General features: G+C 44.7%; 19 protein-coding genes. 18 read left to right on the top strand and 1 reads right to left on the bottom strand.

All coding sequences use genetic code 11. From position 1 onward, the window contains the following. Positions 1-2: 2 nt before the first annotated feature. From aroB to FQV26_RS07415, 12 genes are all read left to right on the top strand, one after another. On the top strand, positions 3-1,079 hold the full coding sequence (gene aroB, locus FQV26_RS07360; RefSeq protein WP_146556815.1) for a 3-dehydroquinate synthase: 1,077 nt from the start codon (positions 3-5) through the stop codon (positions 1,077-1,079). Continuing rightward, on the top strand, positions 1,076-1,459 hold the full coding sequence (gene aroH / locus FQV26_RS07365; protein ID WP_146556817.1) for a chorismate mutase: 384 nt from the start codon (positions 1,076-1,078) through the stop codon (positions 1,457-1,459). The genes aroB and aroH overlap by 4 nt, the downstream gene beginning before the upstream one ends. Next, positions 1,456-2,544, top strand: a complete 1,089-nt coding sequence (locus FQV26_RS07370; protein ID WP_146556819.1) for a prephenate dehydrogenase — start codon at positions 1,456-1,458, stop codon at positions 2,542-2,544. The genes aroH and FQV26_RS07370 overlap by 4 nt, the downstream gene beginning before the upstream one ends. A 16-nt stretch (positions 2,545-2,560) precedes the next feature. Further along, the gene (gene aroA / locus FQV26_RS07375) at positions 2,561-3,844 is read left to right on the top strand and encodes a 3-phosphoshikimate 1-carboxyvinyltransferase (RefSeq protein ID WP_146556820.1); all 1,284 of its coding nucleotides are present in this window, start codon (positions 2,561-2,563) and stop codon (positions 3,842-3,844) included. Between the two features lie 86 nt (positions 3,845-3,930). Next, positions 3,931-5,184, top strand: coding sequence for a tetratricopeptide repeat protein (locus tag FQV26_RS07380; protein ID WP_146556822.1), 1,254 nt, complete (start codon positions 3,931-3,933; stop codon positions 5,182-5,184). A gap of 14 nt (positions 5,185-5,198) precedes the next feature. Further along, entirely contained in the window at positions 5,199-5,759 is a 561-nt protein-coding gene (locus FQV26_RS07385; RefSeq protein WP_146556824.1) for a ReoY family proteolytic degradation factor, read from the top strand. 9 nt (positions 5,760-5,768) lie between these two features. Then, the gene (locus FQV26_RS07390; RefSeq protein WP_146556826.1) at positions 5,769-6,221 is read left to right on the top strand and encodes a YpiF family protein; all 453 of its coding nucleotides are present in this window, start codon (positions 5,769-5,771) and stop codon (positions 6,219-6,221) included. A 140-nt stretch (positions 6,222-6,361) separates the two neighbouring features. Beyond that, positions 6,362-6,868 (top strand): Rieske (2Fe-2S) protein, encoded by a 507-nt coding sequence (locus FQV26_RS07395; protein ID WP_146556828.1) that lies wholly within the window; start codon positions 6,362-6,364, stop codon positions 6,866-6,868. Positions 6,869-6,889: 21 nt separating this feature from the next. Further along, the gene (gene qcrB / locus FQV26_RS07400) at positions 6,890-7,564 is read left to right on the top strand and encodes a menaquinol-cytochrome c reductase cytochrome b subunit (protein WP_146556830.1); all 675 of its coding nucleotides are present in this window, start codon (positions 6,890-6,892) and stop codon (positions 7,562-7,564) included. 37 nt (positions 7,565-7,601) lie between these two features. Next, positions 7,602-8,396: a menaquinol-cytochrome c reductase cytochrome b/c subunit gene (locus FQV26_RS07405; protein WP_146556832.1), complete on the top strand. Its 795-nt coding sequence runs from the start codon at positions 7,602-7,604 to the stop codon at positions 8,394-8,396. A gap of 57 nt (positions 8,397-8,453) precedes the next feature. Then, positions 8,454-9,065, top strand: coding sequence for a lipoprotein heptaprenylglyceryl N-acetyltransferase LhaT (lhaT, locus tag FQV26_RS07410; RefSeq protein ID WP_146556834.1), 612 nt, complete (start codon positions 8,454-8,456; stop codon positions 9,063-9,065). 55 nt (positions 9,066-9,120) lie between these two features. Further along, positions 9,121-9,804, top strand: a complete 684-nt coding sequence (locus FQV26_RS07415; protein ID WP_146556836.1) for a zinc metallopeptidase — start codon at positions 9,121-9,123, stop codon at positions 9,802-9,804. A 460-nt stretch (positions 9,805-10,264) separates the two neighbouring features. On the opposite strand, the gene FQV26_RS07420 is transcribed toward FQV26_RS07415, so the two are convergent. Further along, positions 10,265-11,131: a YitT family protein gene (locus tag FQV26_RS07420; protein WP_146556838.1), complete on the bottom strand. Its 867-nt coding sequence runs from the start codon at positions 11,129-11,131 to the stop codon at positions 10,265-10,267. 107 nt (positions 11,132-11,238) lie between these two features. Between FQV26_RS07420 and FQV26_RS07425 the strand changes: the two genes are divergently transcribed. From FQV26_RS07425 to FQV26_RS07450, 6 genes are read left to right on the top strand one after another with little or no spacing between them, the layout of a single operon-like run. After that, entirely contained in the window at positions 11,239-11,577 is a 339-nt protein-coding gene (locus tag FQV26_RS07425; RefSeq protein ID WP_146556840.1) for a nucleotide pyrophosphohydrolase, read from the top strand. Continuing rightward, positions 11,574-12,374: a 4-hydroxy-tetrahydrodipicolinate reductase gene (gene dapB, locus FQV26_RS07430; RefSeq protein ID WP_146556842.1), complete on the top strand. Its 801-nt coding sequence runs from the start codon at positions 11,574-11,576 to the stop codon at positions 12,372-12,374. Before FQV26_RS07425 ends, dapB begins: the two co-directional genes overlap by 4 nt. Before the next feature lie 14 nt (positions 12,375-12,388). After that, positions 12,389-12,793, top strand: a complete 405-nt coding sequence (gene mgsA, locus FQV26_RS07435) for a methylglyoxal synthase (RefSeq protein ID WP_146556844.1) — start codon at positions 12,389-12,391, stop codon at positions 12,791-12,793. An 11-nt stretch (positions 12,794-12,804) separates the two neighbouring features. Next, a complete protein-coding gene (bshA, locus tag FQV26_RS07440; RefSeq protein ID WP_146556846.1) occupies positions 12,805-13,947 on the top strand; it encodes an N-acetyl-alpha-D-glucosaminyl L-malate synthase BshA in 1,143 nt (380 codons plus the stop codon). Continuing rightward, on the top strand, positions 13,944-15,077 hold the full coding sequence (locus FQV26_RS07445) for a CCA tRNA nucleotidyltransferase (RefSeq protein WP_146556848.1): 1,134 nt from the start codon (positions 13,944-13,946) through the stop codon (positions 15,075-15,077). The genes bshA and FQV26_RS07445 overlap by 4 nt, the downstream gene beginning before the upstream one ends. After that, positions 15,055-16,038 carry a biotin--[acetyl-CoA-carboxylase] ligase gene (locus tag FQV26_RS07450; protein ID WP_146556849.1) on the top strand — a complete coding sequence of 328 codons (984 nt, stop codon included), beginning with the start codon at positions 15,055-15,057 and terminating at the stop codon, positions 16,036-16,038. The genes FQV26_RS07445 and FQV26_RS07450 overlap by 23 nt, the downstream gene beginning before the upstream one ends. Positions 16,039-16,215: the final 177 nt, after the last annotated feature.

The following is a 16,215-nucleotide window of genomic DNA, read 5'->3' on the forward strand; positions in this document are numbered from 1 at the left end:
GAATGAAGCAATTGCAGGTCGAAGCTGATCACCCATATACAGTCCACATTGGTACTGGGGCATTCAATTTGTTTGCTGATGTTTATCGTCCTTTGCTGGATGCTGCAGACCGTATTGTAGTCATTGCGGATGAACGGGTTGCAGAGCTTCATTTGCAATATTTGCTGGAATTTCTGGCAGACTGGGATGTACGGGTCATGACCGTTCCTGCAGGGGAGAGTGCTAAATCTGTAGAAACTTTTATGGCATGCCACAGTTTCCTTTTAACCGAAAATTGTTCGAGAGATACTTTGCTTATGGCATTTGGCGGAGGAGCTACCGGGGATGTAGCCGGATTTGTCGCATCGACCTTTATGCGCGGAATTCCGTTTATTCAGCTCCCCACCACCATCTTGGCACATGACAGTGCAGTAGGTGGGAAAACTGCGATCAATCATGAGTTGGGCAAGAACATGATCGGCACATTTTATCAGCCGAAAGCTGTTTTATACGACAGCAAGCTTCTGACAACATTGCCGCCTGGAGAAGTTCGGTCCGGGATGGCTGAAGTGATCAAACATGCTTTTATTTCGAACGAAGAATGGCTGGAGGAACTTTTGGCCATTGACAATTTCAATGAGCTTACCGAAGAGGACCTGAACCATCATCTGGAAAAAGGCATTGCTGTAAAAGCGGCAATTGTCGAAGAAGATGAATTTGAAGGCGGCGTTCGGAAGTACTTGAATTTTGGCCATACTTTAGCGCATGCATTAGAAGGGCATCTCGGCTATGGCAAAGTTACGCATGGAGAAGCTGTGGTGTTAGGGATGTCCTATGCACTGTTTTTATCGAAGCATGAAAAATTGGACGAGTTTATCCGCTGGTCCAATGTGAATGGCTATCCGCTTAACCTATTAAAAGAAATCCACTTTGATGCCTTATTGCCCTATATGAAGAAAGACAAGAAGTCTTCCAGGGGAGCATTGAATTTCGTTCTCCTTGAGCAGACAGGCAAGCCGTTTGTCGAAAAAGTTGAAGAGCAGCGTGCCGCTTCAGCATATAAAAATTTAGTTTTAAAGATAGGAGAAGTGATTCGATGATACGTGGAGTAAGAGGGGCAATTACAGTTTCTGCAGATCGACCGGAAGAGGTATTGAAAGAAACAGAGCGCTTAGTTTTGGAAATGGCCAAAGAAAACAAAATTGAACCGGACCATGTAGCATCTGTCATCATTTCGACAACGACAGATATATCATCCGCTTTTCCTGCTAAAGCCGTCCGGACAATCGAAGAATGGAATTATGTACCGGTCATGTGCACACATGAAATGGATGTTCCCGGGAGCATGCCTTTATGCATCCGAGTTATGATGCACGTTAACACTGAGCTAGGGCAACAGGAGATCCATCATGTATATTTAAATGAAGCAACAAAACTGCGTCCGGACCTATCAGCTAAAAGTCAGGTGAGTTCGACGTGACCACACATATTCTAATCATCGGATTGGGGCTTATCGGCGGATCGTTGGCTAAAGCCTTGCAGCGTAATAGCGATGTCCATGTGGCAGGCTATGATGCCGATGCATTAACTGCCAGAAAAGCTTTTAAGATGGGCATCATACATAGTTCGCCGCCATCTCTTGAACAGGCTGCCTCTGAAGCGGATGTCATTGTTTTTGCGACGCCGGTCGGTGCCACAATTAAATTGATGGAGCAAAGCAAATATTGGAATTTAAAAGACGATGTTATTTTAACTGATACAGGCAGCACCAAAATGCAAATCATGGAAGCTTCAAAGACTCTCGAACATCTCTTTATCGGAGGCCATCCAATGGCAGGTTCGCATAAAAGCGGTGTAGAGGCTGCAAAAGAGGTGTTGTTTGAAAATGCCTTTTATATTCTAACGCCTGGAGAAAATACAGATGAAAAGCGTCTTCAATTCCTTAAGGAATTATTGATGGTTACTAAAGCAAAAATCGAAGTCCTTCGAGCAGAAGAACACGATCATATGACTGCGATAGTCAGTCACTTTCCTCATTTAATCGCAGCTTCATTGGTCCATCAATTGGATCAGGAAGATAAATTTCCTTTTGCCCGACAATTGGCAGCTGGGGGGTTCCGAGATACAACGCGCATTGCTTCTTCGAACCCTGAAATGTGGCGAGATATTACAACTCAAAACAATGGCATGATTGTTCAGCAGTTGAATAATTGGATGGAGCAGATGGGTCAGTTGAAGGACATGCTTGTAAAAAACGATCCGGATCCGATCCAGCATTTCTTTTCCCATGCAAAAATGGTTCGCGATGAATTGCCGATTGCGGGACACGGGGCCATGTTCTCTGTTTTTGATTTATACATCGACATACCGGATGTACCGGGCAGTATCTCAGAGTTGACCGGTTATTTGGCAGAAGAGCAGATCAGTATTGTCAATCTTCGGATTCTGGAAACCCGTGAAGATGTCTTCGGTATTCTTGTCATCAGTTTCCAGACAGCAGAAGACCGAGCACGTGCACAGAAATGCATCTCGGAACGGACAGTTTACGATACGTATATTTCCTGAAAGGAAGGATAAGTCCATGGCATTATCACTAGCATATAAAAAACCATCCCTGACAGGCACCATTCAAGTGCCTGGGGATAAATCCATCTCTCACCGTGCCATTATGTTTGGATCCATGGCAACAGGTACAACCACAGTAGAAGGTTTCCTGATGGGAGACGATTGTTTAAGCACCATTTCCTGTTTTAAAAAGCTTGGTGTTGATATCACCATCACAGATGATTTGGTAACTATCAAGAGTGAAGGGGAAGATTCATGGCAAGAGCCGTCTGAAGTACTCGATACCGGCAACTCAGGTACGACAACACGACTGATGCTCGGATTATTGGCGGGAACGTCATTCCACTCGGTTCTTGCCGGTGACGAATCAATCGCCAAACGCCCGATGAAGCGAATCATCAATCCGCTCCGTGAAATGGGAGCAGATATCCGCGGTCGCCAAGACGGGCAATACACCCCCTTAGCTGTTCAAGGAACCAATTTAAAGGCAATTGACTATACCTTGCCTGTTGCCAGCGCACAGGTGAAATCCGCCATTTTGCTTGCTGCATTAAAAGCAGATGGCAAAACCATTATCCACGAACCGATCGCCTCTCGCGATCATACGGAAATCATGCTGGAACATTTTGGCGCAACGATTGCACGCGAAAATCACCACATCAAGCTTGAGGGCGGTCAAAAACTGACGGCTGCTCATGTAAAGGTACCGGGTGATATTTCATCTGCAGCGTTCATGATCGGTGCAGCATTGATCACTGAAGGCAGCACAGTGACCTTAAAGAATGTCGGCATCAACCCGACGCGGACTGGGATTTTGGATGTGATCGAGCAAATGGGTGCTTCGTTCAAATTGGAAGAAAACGATACGCTCGGAGAACGTTCGGCTGACTTGACCATCTATTCCAGTACGTTAAAAGGAATTGAAATTGGCGGCGACCTGATACCTCGGCTAATCGATGAAATTCCTTTGATCGCACTTATGGCAACGCAAGCAGAAGGAACGACTGTCATCAAGGATGCTGAAGAGCTGCGGGTTAAGGAAACAGATCGCATTGCTGCGGTTGTTACGGAATTGTCGAAAATGGGCGCCAATATTGAAGCCACAGAAGATGGCATGATCATTCATGGACCGACAGCTTTGACTGGTGCTGAAATGACGTCATACGGCGACCACCGGCTCGGTATGATGGCGGCAATCGGCGCTTTGGCGGCGACTGGGGAAGTCATCATCGATGATCCCGATTGCATTTCCATTTCCTATCCAAACTTCTTTGAACAATTAAATTTACTGACAAAATGACTCTCCGAATGGAGAGTTTTTTTATTATGATAAAGCGGAGCTTTCGTGTAGGATGAAAGTAAGAACGTGAAGGAATAGGTGATGGAATGACAACTATTAAAGATATACAAAAAGCAGTTGAACAGGGAGACCCAAATCTTCTGAACTCTTTATTGGATAAGTATTTGCTGCAAGGCGATCCTGATGAGCAGTACGGTTTATCGGAATGGCTCGCAGAAATCGGCTTTGTGGAAGAAGCCATTAAAGTACTGGAGCATCTGCAATATATTTTCCCTGAGGAAGCGCAGCTGATCATCGATCGTGCCAATCTGCTGATTGATGCTGACCGTGAAGATGATGCATTGAACGCACTGATGGAAGTACCGAAAGACGACGAGCTTTATACTCAGGCCCTTGTTACTTTGGCAGACTTGTTTCAATTGCAGGGGTTGCTGGAAGCTGCTGAAAACCGCTTGAATGAGGCAATCGAACTGATGCCGGAAGAGCCGCTTCTGCAGCAGGCGAAAGCGGAATTGCTGCTGGATTCTGGACGTTACCTGGAATCTGCAAAAATTTACCAGGAACTGGAAGCGCAACAGGTGGAAATTGAGGGTGTCAGCATTTCTGAAAGGCTTGCCGAGGTTTATAGTGCAGGTGCAGCGTATGAAGAAGCTTTGCCATATTATGAAAAGGCGTTGGAAGACCATAGCACTCCAGATGTTTTGTTCGGGGCAGCATTTGCAGCTTTCCAGACACGCCAATACGAAATGGCTGGACGACGTCTTGACGAATTAATCGGTATCGATCCGGATTACTTTTCCGCGTATTTATTGAAAGCGCAAAGCCTGAATATGGCAGAAGATTACGAAGCAGCCTACCAAGCAATTAGCGAAGGCATAGCCAGAGACGAATTCGACAAGGAATTGTATTTGTTCGCCGGGAAGCTGGCAATGAAACTTGGAAAAGCGGACGAAGGGGTCGGCCATCTGCGCCAGGCCATCGCGCTGGATCCGGAATACATGGAAGCCATTTACACGCTGGTGTCCTATTTTCATGCAGAAGAGCAGGATGAGGAAGTTCTCGAGCTTGCAGAGATGGTCATCGAAAGCGGTGATGATTGGGCTGGTCTTTATCCAATGATTGCTGAAGCCTATGAACGCTCTGAAAACTATGGTCAGGCGACAGTCTATTATGACAAGGCTTATCCATCCTTTAAAGAGGACGCCAACTTTTTGAAAAAATACGCATTGTTTATGATAGAAGAAGGAAAAAGAGAAGCTGCTCTCGAAATTATTAAAGAGCTGCAGGCGCTGGAACCGGAAAATCCGGAATGGTTCGACTGGCAGCAGTCGTTTGAATGAAAGGAGGAAATTTCATGACCGCTTCAGTAACGATAGGTGAAAAAAAGCAGTTTGTCCGTTGGTTTCTGCAATCTTACAAGATGAAAAGACGCGAATGCATATGGATTCTTAATTATATGTTGAGCAACGAAGATTTGCTTGAAAAAACCCATTTTGTTGAAGAAGCACATTACTGTCCGCGTGCCATGGTCATGTCCTCTACTGAGTCGAAAGAAATACCGTTTCGTTTCTATAAAGGAAACTTGATGACCGCAGATGCGGAAAAATCGTTTCATGATCTACGCTTGAATCCTGATGAAGATCTGTATGTACAACTGAATTTCCCAAGCATTCCACCACCAGCGTTGTACTTATCGGTGTTGGAAGAAAATCCATATGTACCTAAAAATGCAACAATTAATGAACAGGATCGCCTGATTGCGGAGAAGATCCTTGAGGAAAGCATGTCGCTTTTCCAGGAAGAAACGATTTATAGACAAATCGATGAGGCGTTGGACGCCAATGATCGTGACCGTTTTTTTGAACTGTCTGCGATGCTGGAGACGTTCAAATCCCTCAAAAAAGATGGAGAGTGAAAAAGTGTCATGCATTTTATCGGAAAAGAGATAAATCAATACCTAAGCCAGCAGGAATATGTGGATACAGCTGTAGTGCCGCTTCTTCCATTGGACCTAAGCGCCACGGGGATGAAGCTGAGTGCAGGAGCTTCTGAATACCTTCATTCTTTAACTGCTTTATTAGAAAAACAATTCAAAGGGCGGATTCTATTGCTTCCGCCTATTTCTTATGCCAAAATAGCTAATCGACAGCGGATTGCCGATGAAATAACGGAAGAATTAAAGCAAACAGCGTTCAAACATGTATTTTACCTAACGACTGATTCGGAATGGCGGACGATAGAAAGCCTTAAAAATGTCTTATGGCTGCCTGCAATTCCTATTGAAGATATGGACCAATCTTTCAAGAAATCAGTCATGGAAGACCAGCTCAGACAGGTATTGCCGCTATTTACGAAAGAATGGTCACATCATTCATGAAATGTTCACAAACTGTATTATTAGGCTGGCTGTGTTATTGACCTAAAGATTTGATTGATATATCATTAGGTTGTCCTAGTAATTATATTTGAATGAGTATGTCCATTGGACTGACCTTGAATGTTAGAGGGGGGAAAAGGATGAGTAATAATCGTGTATCACGACGTCAATTTTTAGGCTACACTTTAACTGGTGTAGGTGGCTTTATGGCAGCAGGAATGTTGATGCCAATGGTTCGTTTTGCGGTAGACCCGATACTTCAGCAGCATGAAGGCGGCGATTTCGTTTTAACTGATCAAGCTGTAGCTGATATCACTGAAGAACCAGTCCGTGTCGACTTTACATTCGAACAAACGGATGCTTGGTATGTATCTGAAGCTACAAGTTCAGCTTGGGTGTATAAAGAAGGCGATAAGTTAATCGCGCTTTCACCTGTTTGCAAACATTTAGGTTGTACAGTGAACTGGGCAGGAGACCCAGAACACCCGACACAATTCTTCTGTCCATGCCATGCAGGCCGTTATGAAAAAAACGGACAGAACATTGCCGGAACACCTCCGCTTGGGCCACTGGATGAGTACGATGTACGAGAACAGGATGGCTTTGTGGCAATCGGCGTAGTAAAAGAAAACACATTAGTAGTTTAATAGTTAGGGGGTACGACACCAGTGCTAAACAAGTTATATGATTGGGTTGATGAGCGATTAGACATTACGCCTATCTGGCGTGATATTGCTGACCATGAAGTACCTGAGCACGTAAACCCCGCACACCACTTCTCAGCATTTGTTTATTGTTTTGGAGGACTTACATTTTTCATTACAGTGATTCAGATCTTATCCGGTATGTTCTTGACGATGTATTATGTACCTGATATTGAAAATGCTTGGCAGTCGGTTTATTATCTTCAAAATGAAGTCGCTTTTGGAGAAATTGTGCGTGGGATGCACCACTGGGGAGCTTCTCTTGTAGTAGTTATGATTTTCCTTCATACACTGCGAGTATTCTTTACAGGTTCTTATAAGAAACCTCGTGAATTGAACTGGGTTGTAGGGGTTCTGCTATTCGGCGTTATCCTTGGATTGAGTTTCACAGGTTACTTGCTTCCATGGGATATGAAAGCTCTATTTGCAACAAAAGTTGGGATTGAAATTGCAGCATCTGTACCGGTAATCGGTGAAACGATTAAGATTCTACTAGCTGGGGATTCATCAATCCTTGGTGCACAGACTCTAACTCGCTTCTTCGCTATCCACGTCTTCTTCTTGCCTGCAGCGTTGCTTGGGTTGCTAGCTGCTCACTTTATCATGATTAGAAGACAAGGTATTTCAGGACCGCTATAATTCATTTTTCAACAAGGATTTTTAAGGAGGGAACACTATGCATCGCGGAAAAGGGATGAAATTTGTAGGGGATTCGCGTGTTCCAAGTATGGAATTCCGTAAGCCGAATGTTCCTAAAGATTACTCCGAATACCCTGGTAAAACTGAAGCATTCTGGCCAAACTTCCTTTTGAAAGAATGGATGATTGGTGCAGTATTCTTGATCGGGTATCTGCTTTTGACTGTCGCTCATCCTTCGCCTCTTGAAGGCCAGGCAGATCCGACTAATACAGCTTATATTCCTTTGCCAGACTGGTATTTCTTGTTCTTATATCAATTACTGAAATACGAATTCGCTTCCGGTCCATTCAACGTAGTAGGTGCCATCATTATTCCAGGACTTGCTTTTGGAGCACTTATGTTGGCTCCATTCTTGGATCGCGGAGTGGAAAGACGTCCATCGAAACGTCCATTGCCGACAGGATTTATGCTTCTTGCAATTGCTTCTATCATTTTCCTTACATGGGAATCGGTAGCAAATCATGACTGGGAAGCAGCTGAAGCGCAAGGACAGATTACCGAGGAAGTTGAGATTGATACAACGGATCCAGGATATGAAATTTATTCATCCAGCTCTTGTATCAGTTGTCACGGCGATAATCTGGAAGGTCAAGTAGGACCTACGTTGGTTGGTACAGGCCTATCTCCAGAAGAAATCGCTACAATTGCTGTCAACGGTATTGAAGAAGACGGCGAACAAAAAATGCCTGCTTCATTTGAAGTAGGAGTTGACGGATCAGAAGAAGATCTGCAAGTTTTAGCTGAATTTATTTCAGGCCTTGAAGGTGAATAATAAAAAAAGGGAGCCGGGAAACCGGCTCTTTTTTTCTACTCTGAAAGGAAGAATATAATGCTCTCTTTCGCGATTAAACTCTCTGCATGGCTTATGTTCCGCCCATTTTTAATACTGTTGTTTTTTGTTAACCTGGGTGGAACCATTTATGGATACATATGGTACGGATGGCAACTGAAAATCACAGAACCGATTTTTTTAATTTTTGTGCCTGATAGTCCAACTGCTAGTCTGTTTTTCACTATCGTTCTCGGTTTATGGATCTTTGGGAAACGGAGCAGGCTCTTTGAAGCGCTGGCGTTTGTTACGCTAATCAAATATGGTTTGTGGGCGGTAGTCATGAACTTGCTGACATTGTGGGAGACCGGATCTATCGGCTGGATCGGCTGGATGCTGGTCGTTTCTCATTTCGCTATGGCGCTGCAGGCGGTGCTTTATATTGAACATTACCGATTTGGATGGCTCTCGGCAGCATTAACGGCCATTTGGACTTTGCACAACGACGTCATCGATTACGTCTTTGGCCAAATGCCCATTTACAGCACTTTGAGCGAGTACAGCAACCAAATCGGCTATTTTACTTTTTGGCTATCTATTAGTTGTGTCAGTTTTGCCTTTTATGTTGTTCATCTCAATAAATCACAATCCGTTTCAGTTGACCAATATTGACAATCCCCAGTAAAATAAGGGTATAAAGCAAAAAGAAAGAGGTGTCATTTCCGAAATGGGTATGGGTGGTTATATCATATATTTTATCCTTTTGCTGATTATTCCGCTTTGGGCACAATTTAAATTAAAAAGCACTTACAAAAAGTATTCAAAAGTTCGATCGACATCCGGTCATACTGGTGCTCAAGTGGCACGGACAATATTGGATGCTAATGGCCTGCAAGATGTTAAGGTTATCGAAAGTCGCGGCATGTTGAGTGACCATTACAATCCAATGACAAAAGTAGTGGCTTTAAGCAGCCACAATTACCATGAAGCATCTGTTGCGGGTACAGCAGTGGCTGCTCATGAAGTCGGACATGCGATTCAGGATGCAGAAGATTATTCCTTCCTGCGCCTTCGTCATCGGATGGTGCCGATCGTCAATATTTCTTCGAATATGTCTTGGGTCTTTATCATGATCGGCTTTTTCTCCGCTTGGAGCGGGGCCTTATTGATCGGGATTATTCTTTTGGCTGCAGGTGTGGTATTCCAAATAGTAACATTGCCAGTGGAGTTTAATGCCTCCAGTCGAGCGATGGACCAACTGTTGTCGAATAACATTATCCGCAATGAAGAAGAACGTCACGCGAAAAAAGTATTAAGTGCAGCCGCGATGACATACGTCGCAGCAACTGCAGTCGCAGTTTTGGAGTTGGCACGATTGATTTTAATCTATACAAGCATGAACCGTTCATAAAAAAACGACCCGATTATCGGGTCGTTTTTTTTCGTTCAACTATATAGTTAATTGTTTTTCCATTTAGAAACAACGAGTTTCCACGCTTTTCTATGTCCAGACTCCAGCGCCCAGGTCCTAGGGTCATAAGCCACTCTGACTGTGCGGCAAAGAACGCCGCTTCGCCCGAGCGTCTTATGCCCGTCGGACCTACATGGGCGCTTGTGCTTTTCTATGTCCAGACTCCAGCGCCCAGGTCCTAGGGGCATAAGTCACTCTGACTGTGCGGCAAAGAACGCCGCTTCGCCGGAGCGTCTTATGCCCGTCGGACCTACATGGGCGCTTGTGCTTTTCTATGTCCAGACTCCAGCGCCCAGGTCCTAGGGGCATAAGCCACTCTGACTGTGCGGCAAAGAACGCCGCTTCGCCGGAGTGTCTTATGCCCGTCGGACCTACATGGGCGCTTGCGCTTTTCTGGTTGTCAGCCGATGGGTTTCTTTTCTTCGTCGAGTGTAAACCCTTCGCCCATTACATCATGGACTTCCATTAAGGAAACAAATGCGTGAGGGTCAACAGAGTTGATGATGTTTTTCAAACGGACGATTTCGTTTCTTGCGACAACACAGTACAGCACTTCGCGCTCTTCTTTAGTGAAATGGCCATAGCCTCGAAGGATGGTGATGCCCCGATCCATCTCGACTGCTATCCGGCTTGCGATTTCTTCCTGTGAGTTTGAAATGATCAATGCACCTCTACCGGCATACGCACCTTCCTGTACGAAATCGATAACTCGTGCACCAACAAAAACGGCAACGAGTGTGTACATCATTGAACGGTGGTCCAGGAATGTTAACCAGGATAACATGATGACTGCCGCATCAAATAGAAACATCGTTTTCCCCATACTCCAGCCAATGTATTTTTGTGCGAGGCGGGCGATTATATCCACTCCTCCTGTTGTACCGCCGAACCTGAAAATAATTCCGAGTCCGACTCCGACAAAAACTCCAGCGAACAAGGCTGCCAGAAATAAATCATTCTGCAAATTGATTTGGATTTCGTAGATCAAAAAAATCTTTAGAAATACAGAAACGGCTACAGTTCCGATGATGGTATAAAGAAATACTTTTCTGCCCAGCAGTTTCCATCCTATGAAAAACAAAGGAATGTTCAGCAGCAGATTCATCAATGCCGGGTCCCAATGGAATATAAAGTACAAAATCAATGTAATGCCGGCAAATCCGCCTTCACCCAATTCATTTTGGATGTTGAAGTGAACAAATCCAAAACTATAGATGGCAGCACCAAGCAGAATGAAAAATATGTTTTTTATTTTCAATTCTTTCAAGTTAGCCAAGCTCCTTTCTTGAATATCAACTTCTGTATTATCGTTTAAATAATGTATTTTGACAACATCATCAGTTTTCTTTACGATTAACTGAGGAGTGTGATGGCATGAACGGAGATAAAACGATGAAACAGCTTCAACAGGACGTTGACGACTATATTGGACAATTCAAAGAAGGCTATTTTCAGCCAATGGAAATGATGGTTCGCATGACTGAGGAACTGGGCGAACTTTCCAGAGAAGTAATGCATGAATATGGACCAAAGAAAAAGAAGAGCTCTGAGACTGATAATACGATTGAAGAAGAAATGGGCGATGTCCTATTCGTTTTAATTTGCATGGCCAATTCAATGGACATCGATTTGGCGCATGCCCATGATCGCGTGATGGCGAAATTCGCCAGCAGAGACAAAGACCGGTGGACAAGAAAGGATGAAGAAAAATGACGATTCGCGTGGCAATTGCAGGGGCTAGAGGTAAAATGGGAACTGAAGCCGTACATACCGTAATGAACAATTCCGAAATGGAGCTGGTTGCTGTTTTGGATTATAAAGAAGTCGGCAATACATTGGCGGAAACGAATTTGTTTCCTGCATCGTATACCGCACCTATCTATATCGACCTGGAAAAACTTCATTCGGAAACAAAGCCTGATGTGCTGGTCGATTTGACTACACCAGAATTTGTTTACGAGCACACAAAACAGGCCTTGGATTTAAAAATCCGCCCGGTTGTTGGAACGACTGGATTTTCCGATGAGCAGTTGGATGAGCTGACAGCTTTATCAAAAGACTCGAAAATTGGCTGCATTATCGCACCTAACTTTGCAGTTGGAGCAGTATTGATGATGAAATTTGCTGAACAGGCTGCGAAGTACCTGCCGGATATCGAAATTATTGAAATGCATCATGACCAAAAATTAGATGCCCCATCCGGAACAGCCATGAAGACTGCTCATTTGATTTCGCAGGAACGTCCAATTCATGAACAAGGGCATGTCCGCGAAAAAGAAACCATTCCAGGTGCCCGTGGGGCGAATTACGATGGCATGCGCATCCATAGTGTCCGTTTGCCTGGTTTAGTTGCGCATCAGCAAGTTCTCCTTGGTGGAGATGGCCAGTTGCTGACGCTCCGGCATGATTCGTTTAATAGAGGGTCGTTTATGTCAGGTGTCGTTCTATCCATTAAAACAGTGATGGACAAAGAAGAACTTATTTATGGATTGGAACACATAATTGATTAAAGGGGGAAAATGATATGAAAATCGCTTTGATTGCCCACGACCGTAAAAAAGATGACTTGATTCAATTTGTTACAGCCTATCAGCCGATACTTAATCACCACACACTATATGCAACCGGTACGACCGGACAACGGGTAATTGATGGAACCGGCCTCCCGGTCATCCGATTTCAATCAGGTCCGCTTGGAGGCGATCAGCAGATCGGTGCAATGATTGCGCAAAATGAGATGGACATGGTTATTTTCTTCCGTGATCCTTTAACCGCTCAACCCCATGAGCCTGATGTAACAGCTCTCATTCGTCTATGTGACGTTTATGGAATACCACTGGCCACCAATATGGGAACCGCTGAAGTGCTTCTGAAGGGGTTACAGGAAGGCTTTATCGACTGGCGTCTGCTCGGAGAACGAAGAGGATAGGAGAGAGCATCGTGCGAAAAATGAAAATCGGCATTACCTGCTATCCAACGGTTGGAGGGTCGGGTGTCATTGCCACGGAATTAGGGAAGATGCTGGCGGAAAAAGGGCACGAGGTACATTTTATTACGTCCAGCACCCCTTTTCGGCTGAACAGAACCTATGCGAATATTTTTAGCCACCAAGTGGATGTCAATACGTATTCGGTTTTCCATTACGCCCCATACGACATTGCACTGGCAACAAAAATTGCTGAAGTGATCAAAAATGAAAAATTGGATCTCCTGCATGTCCATTATGCAATTCCCCATGCAGTTTGCGCCATTCTTGGCCGTGATATGGCAGGTTCCAATATCGGAATCGTGACGACTTTACACGGAACGGACATTACCGTATTGGGATCTGACTCTTCATTAAAAGAGGCGATTCGTTACGGCATCGAGAAATCGGACATTGTCACGGCGGTTTCAGATTCCTTGAGAGATCAAACTTATGAATTGATCCAACCTGATAAAAAAATTGAAACGGTCTATAACTTTGTGGATGAAAGAGAGTATTTTCCGCAGGATTCGGCGAAGCTGAAAGCGGAATTAGGCATCGATGCAGGCGAGAAAGTCATGATTCATGTGTCGAATTTCAGGAAAGTCAAACGTGTCCAGGACGTGGTAGAGACATTTGCGTTGGCGCGTAAGCAGCTGGACTGTAAATTGCTGTTGGTTGGCGACGGACCTGAAATGGGACGGATTATCCAGCAGGTGCGAGAGCTCGGAATAGACGATCATGTATTGTTTCTGGGGAAACGGGAGAGCCTGGCAGAATTTTATAATATTAGCGATATCAAACTGCTGCTATCTGAGAAGGAAGCATTTGGCCTTGTGCTGTTGGAAGCAATGGCATGCGGTGTTCCGGTAATCGGCTCTCATATCGGCGGCATGCCGGAAATTATCGAACCCGGTGTTAATGGCTATCTTGTTGAATTAGGGGACACGCAGCAGGCGGCTAAATATGCAGTAAAAATGCTAAGTGATCCCGCACAGCTGCAAAACTTGCGGGAAGGCGCACTAAAAACGGTAACGGATCGCTTCCATTCTTCGAAAATTCTTGAACAGTATGAAGGTTTATATGAACAATTGCTTGCAAAGGATGAACAACAATGAAAACAGCCGTCAGGGTGATTGGAATACTAAAGGAATCCGGCTACCAAGCTTATATGGTCGGAGGAGCGGTTCGCGACTATCTGATAGGCGAGCTTCCTCATGATATCGATGTTGCTTCATCGGCCTCACCCCAACAGGTTAAAGCGCTTTTCAAGCGCACAGTCGATACGGGTATCGAGCACGGTACTGTTTTGGTCTTAATCGACGGCGAAGGCATTGAAGTGACGACATTTCGTACAGAAGGCAGCTATTCCGATAATCGACGGCCAGACTCAGTTGAATTTGTCCAATCACTTGAAGAAGATTTAAAGCGCCGTGATTTTACGATCAATGCGATGGCCATGACTGAAGATCTGCACATCATCGATCCTTTTGGAGGAAAAGATGATTTGCAGAAGCAGATCATCCGCGCAGTAGGAGATCCGGACGAGCGTTTTCAAGAAGATGCATTGCGCATGCTGAGAGCGGTACGTTTTTCGGGACAGCTTGATTTTGATATTGATCAGAAAACCTTGTATTCCATTCAGCGTCATGCTGAATTGATTCAGATGGTGGCAGTCGAACGACTGAAGTCGGAAATCGACAAGATATTTGCCAATCCCCGCACACAAAAAAGTATGACCTATCTTGCGGCTGCTAGATTAACCAATTACCTTCCGGCCGGCCGGCTTTTTGAAGCGGATTGGTCCCGTTACCAATCCAGCGGCAAAGCTGTTTACGGCTGGTTCTATCTCCTATATAAACAAGGCAGTAAATTTGAAGAAATACGCGATTACCGCTTTTCGAATGAAGATAAGCGCCTCATTGAAAAAAGCCTGGAATTAGCTGGACAGGAATTCTGGGATCAATGGACAATTTACCAGTATTCAATCGAACAACTGGAAATGGCTGCACGAGCCACCGGCAAAAAACTGGATCCTGCAGCAGCAAAAGAGCAATTGCCCATTCTATCGAAATCCGATATCAAAGCCAGTGGGCGGGATTTGATGGAATGGAGTGGCAATCGATCAGGCGCATGGCTAAAACCTTGGATTGAAACATTGGAAAAACTGATTGTCTATGGAGAACTGAAGAACGATAAAGAACTCATAAAGGACTGGTTTGTGAATGAATATCACCGTCACGCATAAGTTAGCAAAGCGTTTGATCGAGTCGAACGGTGAAGCCGTCTCCGGCCAACAATTGGCAGATGAATTCGGCATTTCCAGGACAGCCATCTGGAAACATATAAAAGAGCTTGAGGAAAAAGGCTATGGCATTGAATCTGTAAAGAAAAAAGGCTATCGCATTGTCTCTATTCCAGACACATTAGAGCCGCTGGCAATACAAACGGGATTAAAGACCAAAAGAATCGGGCAAGTAATTGAATATGTTGAAAGCTGTCCATCAACCCAAATCATTGCCCATAAACTGGCCCAGGAAGGTGCTGAGGACGGCACAGTCGTTCTCACAGAGACTCAAACAGCCGGACGAGGGAGACTGGCCCGCAAATGGGATTCAGCAGCCCAAAAAGGCGTATGGATGAGCATCATCCTGCGACCGGATGTAGTGCCGCAAAAAGCGCCTCAATTTACTTTGGTGACGGCTGTTGCGGTTGTAAGAGCTATAGAAGAAGTAACAAGGCTGCAGCCAAAAATCAAATGGCCGAATGATGTTTTGCTGAATGGCAAAAAATGCACGGGTATTTTGACAGAACTGCAGTCGGATGCTGACGGCATACAAGCTTTAATCATTGGGATCGGTTTGAATATCAATCAGGAAACAGAAGACTTTGCTCCGGAAGTACAGGACATTGCAACTTCATTGAAATTGGAAAGCGGCGGAATGGTTAGCCGCCAAAAGCTGGTTCAGTCCCTGTTGCATTACCTGGAAATCTATACGCAACTGTATATAGAAGAAGGCTTCGGTTTGCTCAAAATTATGTGGGAAAGCTATTCGACCACTATCGGCCAGTCAGTCCGTGCGCGTATGACGAATCAGACGCTCGAAGGCATTGCAGAAGGCATTACAGATGACGGAGTCCTGCAATTGCGGACAGCGGACGGCAAGCTTCATGGCATTTATTCAGCTGACATTGAGATGACCAACTAGTAGGAGACTTGCAGGAACGCTAAGAATTCAGCCGCCGATTTGCCGTATATTTGAAGCACAATCAAGAACACAGTAAGCATGAAATAGGATTTTTTAAAAATTTCTGGTATAGTGTTTTTAACGGGCAGTATCGCTTGCGAACTGCACCGAACAACCGCAATACACTCAAAATTCATA

This window comes from Planococcus sp. CPCC 101016, assembly GCF_007859295.1.
Taxonomy (GTDB): Bacteria; Bacillota; Bacilli; order Bacillales_A; family Planococcaceae; genus Planococcus.

Bases quoted from the DNA above. Each gene is read 5' to 3' on its own strand.
- aroB (WP_146556815.1), top strand. From the start codon at position 3: ATGAAGCAATTGCAGGTCGAAGCTGATCACCCATATACAGTCCACATT.
- aroH (WP_146556817.1), top strand. From the start codon at position 1,076: ATGATACGTGGAGTAAGAGGGGCAATTACAGTTTCTGCAGATCGACCG.
- aroA (WP_146556820.1), top strand. From the start codon at position 2,561: ATGGCATTATCACTAGCATATAAAAAACCATCCCTGACAGGCACCATT.
- FQV26_RS07380 (WP_146556822.1), top strand. From the start codon at position 3,931: ATGACAACTATTAAAGATATACAAAAAGCAGTTGAACAGGGAGACCCA.
- FQV26_RS07385 (WP_146556824.1), top strand. From the start codon at position 5,199: ATGACCGCTTCAGTAACGATAGGTGAAAAAAAGCAGTTTGTCCGTTGG.
- FQV26_RS07390 (WP_146556826.1), top strand. From the start codon at position 5,769: ATGCATTTTATCGGAAAAGAGATAAATCAATACCTAAGCCAGCAGGAA.
- FQV26_RS07395 (WP_146556828.1), top strand. From the start codon at position 6,362: ATGAGTAATAATCGTGTATCACGACGTCAATTTTTAGGCTACACTTTA.
- FQV26_RS07405 (WP_146556832.1), top strand. From the start codon at position 7,602: ATGCATCGCGGAAAAGGGATGAAATTTGTAGGGGATTCGCGTGTTCCA.
- lhaT (WP_146556834.1), top strand. From the start codon at position 8,454: ATGCTCTCTTTCGCGATTAAACTCTCTGCATGGCTTATGTTCCGCCCA.
- FQV26_RS07415 (WP_146556836.1), top strand. From the start codon at position 9,121: ATGGGTATGGGTGGTTATATCATATATTTTATCCTTTTGCTGATTATT.
- FQV26_RS07425 (WP_146556840.1), top strand. From the start codon at position 11,239: ATGAACGGAGATAAAACGATGAAACAGCTTCAACAGGACGTTGACGAC.
- dapB (WP_146556842.1), top strand. From the start codon at position 11,574: ATGACGATTCGCGTGGCAATTGCAGGGGCTAGAGGTAAAATGGGAACT.
- mgsA (WP_146556844.1), top strand. From the start codon at position 12,389: ATGAAAATCGCTTTGATTGCCCACGACCGTAAAAAAGATGACTTGATT.
- FQV26_RS07445 (WP_146556848.1), top strand. From the start codon at position 13,944: ATGAAAACAGCCGTCAGGGTGATTGGAATACTAAAGGAATCCGGCTAC.
- FQV26_RS07450 (WP_146556849.1), top strand. From the start codon at position 15,055: ATGAATATCACCGTCACGCATAAGTTAGCAAAGCGTTTGATCGAGTCG.